The sequence below is a fragment of the Streptomyces sp. NPDC039462 genome (assembly GCF_055639375.1).
The window spans coordinates 333,397-346,875 of the sequence record NZ_JBVKAO010000002.1; the positions used below are offsets into that span (position 1 = coordinate 333,397).

General features: G+C 70.2%; 6 protein-coding genes. 4 read left to right on the top strand and 2 right to left on the bottom strand.

The genetic code is table 11. The features are described from left to right. Positions 1–86: 86 nt before the first annotated feature. The 4 genes from ACZ7LU_RS12245 to ACZ7LU_RS12260 all read left to right on the top strand — a co-directional run bounded on the left by ACZ7LU_RS12245 (position 87) and on the right by ACZ7LU_RS12260 (position 8,324). Complete coding sequence (locus ACZ7LU_RS12245; protein ID WP_471916652.1) at positions 87–1,970, top strand: ABC transporter ATP-binding protein; 1,884 nt, start codon at positions 87–89, stop codon at positions 1,968–1,970. Continuing rightward, the gene (locus ACZ7LU_RS12250; RefSeq protein ID WP_471916653.1) at positions 1,967–3,853 is read left to right on the top strand and encodes an ABC transporter ATP-binding protein; all 1,887 of its coding nucleotides are present in this window, start codon (positions 1,967–1,969) and stop codon (positions 3,851–3,853) included. Before ACZ7LU_RS12245 ends, ACZ7LU_RS12250 begins: the two co-directional genes overlap by 4 nt. Before the next feature lie 487 nt (positions 3,854–4,340). After that, positions 4,341–6,413 carry a M4 family metallopeptidase gene (locus ACZ7LU_RS12255; protein ID WP_398308991.1) on the top strand — a complete coding sequence of 691 codons (2,073 nt, stop codon included), beginning with the start codon at positions 4,341–4,343 and terminating at the stop codon, positions 6,411–6,413. A 279-nt stretch (positions 6,414–6,692) separates the two neighbouring features. Beyond that, positions 6,693–8,324, top strand: coding sequence for a M4 family metallopeptidase (locus ACZ7LU_RS12260; RefSeq protein WP_471916654.1), 1,632 nt, complete (start codon positions 6,693–6,695; stop codon positions 8,322–8,324). Positions 8,325–8,397: 73 nt separating this feature from the next. Here ACZ7LU_RS12260 and ACZ7LU_RS12265 read toward each other — a convergent pair whose 3' ends face one another. After that, entirely contained in the window at positions 8,398–8,952 is a 555-nt protein-coding gene (locus ACZ7LU_RS12265; RefSeq protein WP_471916655.1) for a hypothetical protein, read from the bottom strand. 10 nt (positions 8,953–8,962) lie between these two features. Continuing rightward, positions 8,963–13,444 (bottom strand): RHS repeat-associated core domain-containing protein, encoded by a 4,482-nt coding sequence (locus ACZ7LU_RS12270; RefSeq protein WP_471916656.1) that lies wholly within the window; start codon positions 13,442–13,444, stop codon positions 8,963–8,965. Positions 13,445–13,479: the final 35 nt, after the last annotated feature.

Sequence of the window (13,479 nt, forward strand, 5' to 3'; positions counted from 1 at the left end):
GTCCGGGGCCATGGCCTCGGTGTGTCCACCTTCGCGGTCCGAAACTCGGTGGGCTGTGTCAGTGGCGATCCGTAGGCTCGCTCCTGATGCCGAAATCAGCTGCCCCTGCCAAGGATCGGTCCACCGTACGGACACTGTTGCGCCTCTGGCCGTACGTGCGACCGGTGCGAACTCGCCTCGCCGTCGCGGCGGTCGTCGCGATCGTCGCCTCCTGTACGGGGCTCGTGTTCCCCCTCGTACTGAAGTGGATGGTGGACGGTCCGGTGGCCGACCGGGACTCGGCGGGGGTGTGGCTCGGGGCGCTGCTGCTCCTGCTGCTCGGTGTCACGGAGGCGCTGCTGTTCGGCCTGCGGAGGTGGCTGGTGGCCCGGCCCCTCGCGGGCGTCGAGGCGGCCATGCGGGCCGACCTCTACCGCCATCTGCAGCGGCTGCCGGTGGCCTTCCACGACCGGTGGGCGTCCGGCCAGCTCCTGTCGCGCGGGACGACGGATCTGATGCTGCTGCGCATGTTCCTCGCCTTCCCGCTGACGTTCCTGCTGGTCAACGGCGCGACCATTGTGGTCGGCGTGATCATCCTGCTCGGGCAGGACTTCACGCTCGGGCTTGTGCTGCTCGCGCCCGTGGCCCCGATGGTGATCGCCCTCGCGTACTACGAGGGGCGGTACACCGCCGTGGCGCGGCGCGCGCAGGACCAGGTCGGTGACCTGACGACGGTCGTCGAGGAGAGCGTGCTCGGCATCCGCATCATCAAGGGCTTCGGCCGCCACCGCAGCCAGGCGCGGGCGTTCCGCGAGCTCTCGCACACGCTGCGCGGCACGGAGCTGGCCAAGGCGCGGATCCTCGCCGCGATCTACGCGGTGATCATGACGCTGCCGGAGGTCGCGATCGGGGCGGCGCTGGTGATCGGCACGGTGCGGGTCGCGGACGGCGGCCTGTCGGCGGGCACGCTGGTCGCGTTCCTGTCGACGGCGCTGGCGCTGCGGTGGCCGGTGGAGTCGATCGGTTTCCTGCTCGCGATGAGCCAGGAGTCGGCGACGGCCACGCAGCGGTACTTCGAGGTGCTGGACGCGGAGCCGGAGGGGGCGGGGGCCCCTCAGGGGGCGTTGGGGCCGGGCGACGGTGGTCACGACGTGCTTGCCGCGGACGGAGACGGTCTGCGGTTCCACGGTGTGGAGTTCCGTTATCCCGACGCGGCGCCGGACGCGCCCCCCGTCCTCGCCCGTATCGACCTGCACATCCGCTCCGGCGAGACGATGGCGCTCGTCGGCGCGACCGGCAGCGGCAAGACGACGCTGACCGCGCTGGTGCCCCGGCTGCACGAGGTGACCGGCGGCCGCATCACCCTGGACGGCGAGGACATCACGGCGATGGACCGCGAACGCCTTCGTACGCTCGTCGCCGTCGCCTTCGAGGAGCCCACACTGTTCTCCGCGACGGTCGGCGAGAACGTCCTCATGGGCGCCGAAAAGACCGCCGGTGAGGCCGAGTTGGTCCGCGCGCTGGACGTGGCGCAGGCCGACTTCGCGTACGCGCTGCCGCACGGCACCGACACGCAGGTCGGCGAGCAGGGCCTGAGCCTCTCCGGCGGCCAACGCCAACGCCTCGCCCTGGCCCGCGCGGTGGTGGGCCGCCCCCGCTTCCTGGTCCTCGACGACCCGCTCTCCGCCCTCGACGTCCACACCGAGGCGCTGGTGGAGGCGGCGCTGCGGCGGGTCCTCGCGGACACGACCGCGCTGATCGTCGCCCACCGCCCTTCCACGGTGCTGCTCGCCGACCGGGTCGCCCTGCTGTCGGGCGGCCGCGTCGCCGCCGTCGGCACGCACCAGGAGCTGCTGCGGGAGAGCGCGGAGTACGCGTGGCTGATGTCGGGAGCCGACGCCCCCGACCCCATTGCCGAAGCCCCCGACTCCACCGCCGGCCCCTGCTCCACCCCCACCGCTCCCCACCCCTCCCAGGAGGCTTCCCGATGACCTCGTCGACGCCCGTCCGGGAGAAGGCCGCGGGTCCCGACCCCGAGGAGCCGGATCTCGCGACGGGCCCGGCCGGAGCGGACGACCCCTTCGACAAGGACGAGCTGCCCGCACCGCCGGGCGCCACCCGCACCCTGCTCCTCTCCCTGCTGTCACCGCTGCGCGCCCGCGTCACGCTGGCCGCCGTGCTGCTCCTCGTCCAGCAGGCCGTGGTGCAGGCGGGGCCGCTGCTCGTCGCGTACGCCATCGACCGGGGCGTGCCCGCCGTGCGTGCCGACGACTACGGCCCGCTGATCGCGGTGGGCGTCGGCTATCTGTGCTGCGCGGCCGCCTCCGGCGCCCTCCAGTACGCGTTCATCGTCGCCTCCGCGCGCGTGAACCAGGACGTACTGCTCGACCTGCGCGGCCGCATCTTCCGGCACGCGCAGGCGCTCAGCGTCGACTTCCACGAGCGGTACACCTCGGGCAGGCTCATCTCCCGCTCCACCACCGACGTCGAGTCACTGCGCGAGCTGCTCAGCGAGGGCCTCCAGGAGCTGCTCACGGTCCTGCTGTCCTTCGTCTACATCTCGGCGATGCTGCTCTGGCTGGATCTCGGTCTCGGCGCGGTGGCCGTGGCGTCGTTCGTGCCGCTGTACCTCCTCATACGCCTGTACCAGCGGCGTGCAGCGGTACTGTTCCGCGACCGTTCGACGGCCATCGCCGCCGTCATCGTGAAGTTCGCGGAGACGATGAACGGCATCCGGCCGGTGCGGGCCTTCCGCAGGGAGCGGGCCAACGACGCGGAGTTCGCCGTGCTCAACCAGCGGCACGAGCGGACCAACGGCGCCGCGATCCTGGAGATGGCCCGCTATGTGGTCGGCTCCCGGCTGGTCGCGAACACGGCCGTGGCCGGCATCGTCCTGTGGGGCGCCCAACGCGTCGCGGACGGCGGGCTCGCGCTCGGCGTGCTGGCAGCCGCCGTACTGTACCTGCGGCGCCTGTACGACCCGATCGACCGGCTCGGCATGTTCCTGAACTCCTACCAGTCGGCGGCCGCCTCCCTGGAGAAGATCGCGGGGCTGCTCGCCCAGACGCCGACGGTGCCCGAACCGGAGGCCTCGGCGACCTGTCCCCTGCCCGTCCTGGAGTCGGACCAGCCGGGCCGCGAAGTCCGGTTCGACGGGGTGCGGTTCGCGTACCGCACGGGCGGCGAGGTGCTGCCGCGCTTCGACCTGACGCTGCCCGCCGGGCAGACCGTCGCGGTGGTCGGCACCACCGGCGCGGGCAAGTCCACGCTGGCGAAGCTGCTCGCCCGCTTCTACGACCCGACGGAGGGCCGCGTCCTTCTCGACGGCGTCGACCTGCGGGAGCTGTCGGGCGTCGAGCTGCGGCGCGGGGTGGTGATGGTGACCCAGGAGGCGTTCCTGTTCTCCGGGACGGTCGCGGAGAACATCGCGATCGGCCGCCCGGACGCCACCCGCGCGGACATCGAACGCGCCGCGAAGGCCATCGGCGCCCATGACTTCATCACCTCGCTCCCCGACGGCTACGACACGGACGTACGCAAGCGGGGCGGCCGCATCTCGGCGGGCCAGCGCCAACTGGTCGCCTTCGCGCGAGCGCTCCTCGCCGACCCCGCGGTGCTGATCCTCGACGAGGCGACCAGCTCGCTCGACATCCCGGGCGAGCGGGCCGTGCAGCACGCCATGCACACGGTGCTGCGCGGCCGCACGGCCGTGGTGATCGCCCACCGCCTCTCCACGGTGGAGATCGCGGACCGGGTGCTGGTCATGGAACACGGCCGGGTGGTGGAGGACGGCAGCCCCGACGACCTCATCGCGGGCACGGGCTCGTTCGCGGAACTCCATCGAGCGTGGCGGGAGAGCGTGGTGAGCCCGTGACCCCCGACCTGAGTCGCCTCACCCGGCTGCTGCCGACGCCCGCCACCACGAGTCCCGCCCCCGCCTGGGACACGGCGGAGACCGCTCTGGGGGTCACCCTGCCCGCGGATTACCGGGAGCGGGGAGTACCGCTACTGGCTCGTGGAGCCGGGTGACGGTCCGGACGCCCGCGCCGCGACCGAGATGGGCGCGTAGGCGAGTCGGTCGCCGGCGTCGGAGGCCAGGGCGCCGCACCGCATACCGAACCTCTCCAACCGGCCAACGGACTATTTCCGGCCAACTATTGACGCGGTCCTGACAGGGATGGCGCTCCGGTGTCACTCTTCCCTCGACCGTCGCACGCCTTTCAACAAGGCGACGGTTTCTCTTCACGCAACACCCGTTGTGCACCGCCCAGTTCTGCGTTCCGCCTTGTTCTGCCCGGACGGCGACCCAGCCGTCCGGTAGCTCTGGCCGCGCACCCGCCGCGGCCGCGCAGAAGGAGTCCGTGTTGAGAAGCACCTCCCACAGACACACCCCCCGCACCCGTTCCGTCCGCACGCGTGCGACCGCCGCCGGCGCCCTCTCCGCCGTCGCCGCGCTCCTTGCCGTCGCCGTTCAGGCAGGCCCCGCCTCGGCCGATGACCCGGCCGCCAAGGCGAGCCCCGCGGCGGCCCAGAAGCTCGGCAAGGTCGACCCGGGCGCGCTCGCCGTCAAGCTCTCGCCCGCCCAGCGCGCCGAGCTCATACGTGACGCCAACGCCACCAAGGCGGACACCGCCAAGGACCTGGGCCTCGGCGCCAAGGAGAAGCTCGTCGTCCGCGACGTCACGAAGGACCGCGACGGCACCGTCCACACCCGCTACGAGCGCACCTACGACGGCCTGCCCGTCCTCGGCGGCGACATGGTGGTCGACACCGCGAAGTCCGGGAAGACCGAGGGCGTCACCAAGGCCGTGAAGGCGCAGCTCAAGGGCGTCGACATGAGCGCCGAGGTCAAGGCGTCGGCCGCGGAGAAGCAGGCGCTCGGCGCCGCGAAGGCCGAGGGCTCGAAGAAGACCGATGCGGACCGTGCGCCGCGCAAGGTCGTGTGGCTGGCCAAGGGCGAGCCGGTCCTCGCGTACGAGACCGTGGTCGGCGGCCTGCAGCACGACGGCACGCCGAACGAGCTGCACGTCATCACGGACGCCGCCACCGGCAAGAAGCTCTTCCAGTGGCAGGGCATCGAGAACGGCACCGGCAACACGCAGTACAGCGGGCAGGTGACGCTGGGAACGGCGCAGTCCGGGTCCAACTACACCCTGACCGACACCGCCCGCGGCAGCCACAAGACGTACAACCTGAACCGCGGCACCTCCGGCACCGGCACCCTCTTCTCGGGCCCCGACGACGTGTGGGGCAACGGACTGCCCTCCAACCTGGAGACCGCGGGTGCCGACGCGCACTACGGCGCGGCGCTCACCTGGGACTACTACAAGAACGTGCACGGCCGCAGCGGCATCCGCGGCGACGGCGTCGGCGCGTACTCGCGCGTCCACTACGGCAACAACTACGTCAACGCCTTCTGGTCGGACGCCTGCTTCTGCATGACGTACGGCGACGGTGCGGGCAACGCCAAGCCGCTCACCTCGATCGACGTCGCGGCGCACGAGATGACGCACGGCGTGACGGCCGCGACCGGCAACATGACCTACAGCGGCGAGTCCGGCGGCCTGAACGAGGCCACCTCCGACATCTTCGCGGCCGCCGTCGAGTTCAACGCCAACAACGCCCAGGACAAGGGCGACTACTACGTCGGCGAGAAGATCGACATCAACGGCGACGGCACCCCGCTGCGCTACATGGACAAGCCGAGCAAGGACGGCTCGTCCAAGGACTCGTGGTACTCGGGCATCGGCAACATCGACGTGCACTACTCGTCGGGTGTCGCCAACCACTTCTACTACCTGCTGAGCGAGGGCAGCGGCAAGAAGGAGATCAACGGCGTCCAGTACGACTCGCCGACCTCCGACGGCCTGCCGGTCACGGGCATCGGCCGTGACAAGGCGTCGCTGATCTGGTTCAAGGCGCTCACCACGAAGTTCACCACGACCACCAACTACGCGGCGGCCCGCACCGGGACGCTCGCGGTGGCCGGCGAGCTGTACGGCACCAGCAGCGCCGAGTACGCGGCCGTGGCCCACGCCTGGGCCGCCGTGAACGTCGGCGCCCGCCCCGGTGGCGAGACGCCCGGCACCGACTTCGAGAACACCACGGACGTCGCCATTCCGGACAACGGCGCCGCGGTCACCTCCTCGGTCAACGTCACCGGCCGCACCGGCAACGCGCCCAGCGCCCTGAAGGTCGGCGTCGACATCGTGCACACCTGGCGCGGTGACCTGAAGGTCGACCTGCTCGCCCCCGACGGGACGGTCTACCCCCTGAAGCCCGCCAGCTCCTCGGACTCGGCGGACAACGTCAAGGAGACCTACACGGTCAACGCCTCCTCCGAGGTGGCCAACGGCACCTGGAAGCTGCGCGTCCAGGACGTGGCCCGGCAGGACACCGGCTACATCAACAGCTGGAAGGTCACCTTCCCGTAAGCCGGGCAGTTCCGTAGTCCTACAGCTCCACAGTTCCGCGGTACCGCACAGACACGCCGCCGCTCCGGGTGATCAACTCCCCGGGGCGGCGCGCGCGTTGTGGTCCTCTGCCTTCACCGCCCGTTCGCATTGCGTATGTTGACCATCGCTCAACGGACGAATTCCGGCCAACATCCAGCCGGGGTCCTGACATGTACCTGCTCCCGGTGACACGCTTCCCCACGCGTCCGGGTAGCCCCCCACGCCACCCGGTTCTCTCCCCCCACAGAAGGAGCCTGCGTGACCCCCCACATATCCCGTAAGCGTTCGACGCTCGCCATCGCCACCGCCGTCGCCGCCGGGGCGCTGCTCACCGCCGGACTGACCACCGGCGCCTCCGCCGAGCCGGCCAAGGACGCCACGTCGTCCGGCTCCCCCGTCAGCCTGTCGGCCACGGCCCGCGCGGGCCTCCTCCAGGACGCGAACGCCGACAAGGCCGCCACCGCCGACAAGATCGGCCTGGGCGCCAAGGAGAAGCTGGTCGTCCGCGACGTCGTCAAGGACGCCGACGGCACCACCCACACCCGCTACGAGCGCACCTACGACGGCCTGCCCGTCCTCGGCGGCGACCTCGTCGTGCACGCCGCCAAGAGCGGCAAGGTGGAGGGTGTCACGAAGGCAACGAAGGCCACCGTGAAGGTCGCCTCCACCGACGCGAAGCTCCCCAAGTCCTCCGTCGCGAAGTCCGCCGAGTCGACCGCCGCCAAGGCGAAGACCGCCGAGGCCGACGCACAGGCGCCGCGCAAGGTCATCTGGGCCGCGTCCGGCAAGCCCGTCCTCGCGTACGAGACCGTCGTCACCGGCGTGCAGAAGGACGGCACCCCCAGCAGACTGCACGTCATCACGGACGCCGCGACCGGCAAGAAGCTGTACCAGCACCAGGCCATCGAGAACGGCACCGGCAACAGCCAGTACAGCGGCAAGGTCGAGCTCGGCACGAAGAAGGGCGGCAGCGGGTTCGAGCTGACCGACGACTCGCGCGGCGGCCACGGCACGTACGACCTGAACCACGCCCAGGGCGGCAACGGCAAGCTCGTCACGGACGACGACGACACATGGGGCACGGGCAAGCCGGACGACGTCCAGACCGCCGCCGTCGACGCCGCCTACGGCGCTCAGCTCACCTGGGACTACTACAAGTCCGTGCACGGCCGCAGCGGCATCAACGGCGACGGCAAGGGCGCGACCTCGCGGGTCCACTACGGCAACAACTACGTCAACGCGTTCTGGGACGACAGCTGCTTCTGCATGACCTACGGCGACGGCGAGGGCAACAAGAAGCCCCTCACCTCGATCGACGTCGCGGCCCACGAGATGACCCACGGCGTCACCTCGGCGACCGGCAACATGGAGTACAGCGGCGAGTCCGGCGGCCTCAACGAAGCCACCTCCGACATCTTCGCCACCGCCGTCGAGTTCAACGCCAAGAACCCCGAGGACGTCGGCGACTACCTCATCGGCGAGGAGATCGACATCAACGGCGACGGCTCCCCGCTGCGCCACATGGACAAGCCCAGCAAGGACGGCTCGTCCCTGGACAGCTGGAGCGCGGACGCGGGCAACGCCGACGTCCACCACTCCTCGGGCATCGCCAACCACTTCTTCTACCTGCTGTCCGAGGGCAGCGGCGCGAAGGAGATCAACGGCGTCAAGTACGACTCGCCGACCGCCGACGGCTCCAAGGTCGAGGGCATCGGACGCGACAAGGCCGAGAAGATCTGGTTCAAGGCCCTGACGGCGTACTTCACCTCGACGACCGACTACAAGGCGGCCCGCGAGGGCACGCTGAAGGCGGCCACGGACCTGTACGGGGCGGACTCGGCCGAGGTCAAGGCAGTGGGCGCTGCCTGGACGGGTGTCGCGGTCAAGTAGGCCCTCACAACCGGCTCGACGGGCGGCACCCGAAGGGAAGTTACTCTCTCTCCCTCCGGGTGCCGCCTTTTGCCTACTCCGTTCTCAGCTCGCGGCTTCCGGCCCGGTTCTTCGCGATGTTCCGCGTCTTCTTGGTACGGGCCGACTCGGCGACCACGGTGAGTACGTCCGGCGATTTCGAGAACTCGGCGATGTGGCGCTGCATCCAGTCCGTGACCTCCGCCAACTCGTCGGCTGTCGGCACGTGACCGTCCTTGACGGACAGGTGGAACAGCCAGTCGTGGACGCGGCGGCGGACGAACTCGCGGTGCCCCTCTGCCTCGAACCGGTCGACCTCCGGCAGCAGTCCGTCCGCCCACTCCCGGAACTCGGCAGGACCGGCCGCCCGCATCGCGATCTCGTCCACGAGGGCGACCACCGCCGTCTTGGCCGCCATCTCGTCGGGGTCGCGCAGGATCGTGGCCACGATCGCACGGTCCCGGTCGCGGCCGGGCGAGTCAGCGATCACCGAGACGACGCGTTGGTACGCGGACGAGCGCAGGTGATCGTCCGTGACGGCCTCGTCCACGTCCACGTCCTCGATGCCGGCCTCCGCCAGCAGCGCGGCCACATCGGAATGCAATGTCATCGTTTCTTCCCTACTTGCAGGGTTTCTTGGCGGCCTCGGCGGCCTCGCGCTGCTCCTTCGCAGCCCGCTCCTCCGCCTGACTCCGCCTGCCGAGCTTCCTGACGGCGGTCCTGATCTGCGGCTTGAAGTGCTCCACCGCCTGTCGCTGCTTGCTCGAAAGCTCCGGCTGGTTGTGGAGGGGTTTGCCGTTCGCGCCGATTCTGACCTCGCGGCCCCCGCCACCGGTGACATGAGCGTGCGCCGGCTTGTCCACGTCGTACTCGTGCACGACGATCTTCACCCCGTTCTTGCTGACGTCGAGGAGGGAAAGCCCGAGGGGGTCGATCCACATGAACGGGTTGGGGACGTAGCTGTGCGGCCCGAAGCCACCGGCGAGACCGATCGGGTCCGGCGTGAGGTAGCGGGCGGTCTCGGGGTCGTAGTGCCGGAAGTAGTTGTAGTGCAGCCCCGTCTCGGGGTCGTAGTACTGGCCGGGGAAACGCAGGGGCGTATAGGCGGTGGCGCTTCGGTTCCAGACGGTGGTGCCCCAGAGGGTGGTCCTGGTGCGCCAGGCGATGTCGCCCTGCTCGTCGAGGAGTTCGGTCGGGGTGCCGACGAGGTCCGTGACGATGGCGTAGAAGCGGGCGTCCACTTCTTCGTCGGTGAGGTGTTTGCGCTCTGTCTGCGCCAGGGGGCACAGGCCGTCGTGGTCCCAGGTGAGGGTCACCGACTCCGGTGCGCCCGGGGTGTGGCTCGTCTGTTCGCAGAGGGTCATGTCGTCCCAGGTGAAGTCGGTCTGTTCCGCCACCCCCTCTTCCGTCATGCGCTGTTTCGATATCCGGCGGCCCAGGGGGTCGTAGAGGTAGCGCCACCTTGTGCCGTCGGGGGTCACCACGGACGTGAGGCGGTCTTCCGCGTCCCATTCGTAGTGCCAGGTGTCGGGTTTGCGGGACAGGCGGGTCTTCTGGCGCAGGGTGGTGCGTCCTGCCGCGTCGTATTCGTAGCGGACGCCGCCTGCCGCGGTGATGCGGGTGCCGGTGTAGGTGCGGGGGCCTGTCGCCTCCTGGCCCGGCATGGGGGCGGGCCACGAGGCGTCGGTCTGGTTGCCCGCCTTGTCGTAGGCGTAGGTCTCCGTCCAGCCCGCCGCGCGGACCGCTGTCACGCGGCCTGCCGCGTCCAGGTCGAAGTTCCGCGTGCCGTTGAGCCGGTCCTCCACGCCGGTCAGATGGTCGTCCGCACGGTACGTGTACTCCCGGTGCTGGACGGGCTTGCTGCCCGGGCCCATCAGTTCCTGCTTCGTCAGACGGCCCACGACGTCGTACACGTTCGTCAGTGTCAGGGCCTCGCCGACCGTGCGGGTGAGTTCCCGGCCCGCCCCGTCGTGCGTGAACGCCAGCCTCCGCCCGGACGCGGTCAGTTCGGTGACCCTGCCTGCCGCGTCGTACGTCCAGGTGCTCGTCGCGCCGGACGGTGTGGTGCGGGCGGTGCGGCGGCCCAGTGCGTCGTAGGTGTGGGTCAGGGTGCGGCCGTTGACCGTCTCCGAGATCAGACGGCCCGCCCTGTCCCGCTCCAGGGTCAACGTCACGTCCGGGCTCACCGCCGCGGTGAGGTCGCCCGCCGCGTCGTAGGTGAAGCGCGTGATCGAGGCGCCCGCCACGTCCTGCGTGACCGTCCGGCCCAGCGCGTCCCGCTCGAAGGTGATCTCGTCGCCCGTGGCCGTCGTACGGCTCAGCAACTGGCCTGCCGCGTCGTGGGTGTACGTCAGCGTGCGGCCGTCGAAATCCGTCTCCGCCACCAGGCGTCCCGCCGGGTCGTACTCGTAACTCCAGGTCAGACCCTGCGGGTTGGTGACCTTGCGGAGCTGGAGCTGGGTGTCGTGGTCGAATTCGTAGCGGACGCCGTCGGGGTCCGTGCGGGCCGCGATCAGGTCGAAGTGCGTGTAGGCGTGTGTCGTGGTCGCGCCCATCGCGTCCGTGTGCGAGACGCAGTTGCCCTCGCCGTCGTACGTCCACGACTCCGACGAGCCGTCCGCCTCCGTGCGCCGCGCCAGCTTGCCCTCGACCGTCCACTCGAGGCGTGTGGCCGCGCCCGTCGGGTCCGTGATCGTGATGACACGGCCGAAGGCGTCGAGGTCGTAGCGGGTCACCGCGCCCAGCGGGTCCGTGACCTCCAGCGGCAGGCCCGCCGCGTTGCAGCGCAGCTCGGTGGTGTGGCCGAGAGGGTCCGTGATGGTGGACACGGCTCCGGTGGCGTCGTGGGTGAAGTGGTGGGTCATGCCGTCGCGGGTGGTCACGCTGGTGCGGTTGCCGCGCTCGTCCCAGGTCTGGCGCTCGACGGCGTCGTCCGGGCCGACGATCTCGACCGGCAGGTTGAGGTCGTTGTACACGGCGGTGACGCACGTGCCGTCCGGAGCGCGTGTCGCGATCAGATTGCCGTGCTCGTCCCAGGTGTTCTCGGTGCGGTGCCCCAGCGCGTCGGTGCGGGCGAGCAGGTTGTTCCAGCTGTCCCACTCGGTGTGGACGGTGCCGCCCAGCGGATCCGTCTCGGAGAGGAGCTGGCTGAGGTCGTTGTAGCGGTAGACGGTCGTGTGCCCGAGGGCGTCGGTGTAGCGGGTCTCCCGCTCGTCGGGGCGGTACTCGACGGTGCACGCCAGGTGGCCGGCGGTGCTCTCGCCGCGGACGCAGCGGTCTTCGGCGTCGTAGGTGAAGCGGTACCAGGTGTGGTTGCTGTCGGTCCAGGACGTGATGCGGGCGTCGTCGTCGTAGTCCAGACGCAGCCGCACTCCGACCGAGTTGTGGACCTCGGCCAGATTGCCGACCTCGTCGTAGCCGTACGCGGTCACCAGCGTGTCGCCGGGGGCGCCCTCGGTGCCGGTGTCGGGGGCGAGCAGACGCAGTGCCGTGATGCGGTCGTCGTCGGTGTCCACCTTCAGGTGGTAGCCGCCGGTGTGGCGTATCGCCGTGGGTGCGCCGGTGGCGGGGTCGCGGTCGATGTCGATGCGGTTGCCGTTGCGGTCGGTGACGGCTCGCAGCGGCAGGATCTCGTGCCGTTCGCCGGTAGAGGGCTTCTCGCCGGTGGAGGGCTTCGTCGTGTCGGGTGCGGCCGGGGGGAAGTGGCGTACGTGGCCGGTGTGCGGGTCGGCGACCGTCACCGTGCCCGCGTCGTCCATGCTCAGCGGCCAGCGGGGGCCGTGGGCGGGCAGCACCGGTTCACCACCGGGCTCGGGGTGGGGGTAGGACAGCAGCTGGCCGTCCTCGGTGACGTAGACCAGGCCCTTGTCGTCGGTCTCGACCCGCTCGTCCAGCGTCGAGGCCCACGAGTGGCCGTACCAGTGGCCCCAGCGGTACGTGGACAGGTGGGTGCGCCGGAGGACCAGCGGGAGCAGGCCCGGCAGGGCGATGTCGGTCTGCTCCATGAGCATCTCGCCGGAGATCATGTCGATCGGGTCGCCGTTCTTGCAGCGGCCCTTGGCCGGCTTGCCCTTGCCCGCCACCTTCTTCATGCCGCCCGCGAGGGCCTTGCGGAGCCCCCCGGAACGCAGTCCACGGGCGGCGGCCTTGAGGCCCTTGGCCGCTTTGACCGCGGTGGTGAGTCCCTTGGCGCCCGGGATGCAGTCCAGGGCGGCGAAGGCCACATCCATCAGGCCTGCTTGGCCTTTTCGGTATTTGTTGAGGGTGTCGGCGAGGACGATGGCGCCGGCGACGATGACGATGGCGGCGAGGATCGGGCCGCCGATGATGATCGCGATGATGCCGACGACGGCGACGACGACCTTGCAGACGGCAACGATGGCGTCCCAGTTGTCGGTGACCCAGTCACCGATCTCCTCCCACCACTTGCGGTTCCGGATCCCCGCATCGGACGCCTCGTCGATCTTCCGCTTCGCCGTCCCGGCGGCCTCCTCCCGCATCTTGCGGGCGTCCTCGGCCATCTTCTTCGCCGCATCCAGCGCACTCTTGGCCGAGTCGACATCACCCTGCGCGGACTTCTGCGCCTTCTCCGCGGAGGCCGCGTTGCGGGTGGCGGCACGCACCTTGTCCTCGTCGGGCTTGGGCACGTCCTTGCCCTTGGAGCCGCCGTCCTTGTACTTGTCGGCCTCCTTGCCCGCCTTCTCCACCCAGGAGTCGGCCGAGGAGAGGCGGGACTTGGCGCTGCTCAGATTGGCCTGGGCCTCGCGGCCCTTGACCAGCGCCTTGTCGGCCAAGCTCTGGGCGCGCTCCAGTTCCGGCCAGTACGCGGACAGGGCGTCGCCCGCCATCTCGTAGGACTTCTTGAGCTTTTTCAGCTTGTCCGGGGCGTCCTCGAACTTCTCCGTGAAGGCGTCCGCGGTCTTGCCCGCCCACTGCAGGATCGCGTCCTCGCCCGCCATCCCCTTGATGTCCCGCAGGACCCGGCCCACATCGTCGGCGAAGTCATGCAGGTTCTTCGCCAGCGACCGCACCCGGTGCGGATCACCCGGCGTCGGATCCTTGTCCAGGTCGAGCACATGCCAATCGGCCGGACGGTACGACATTGCCTATTTCCCCCGTGCAGGTAAAAATCGCGCAC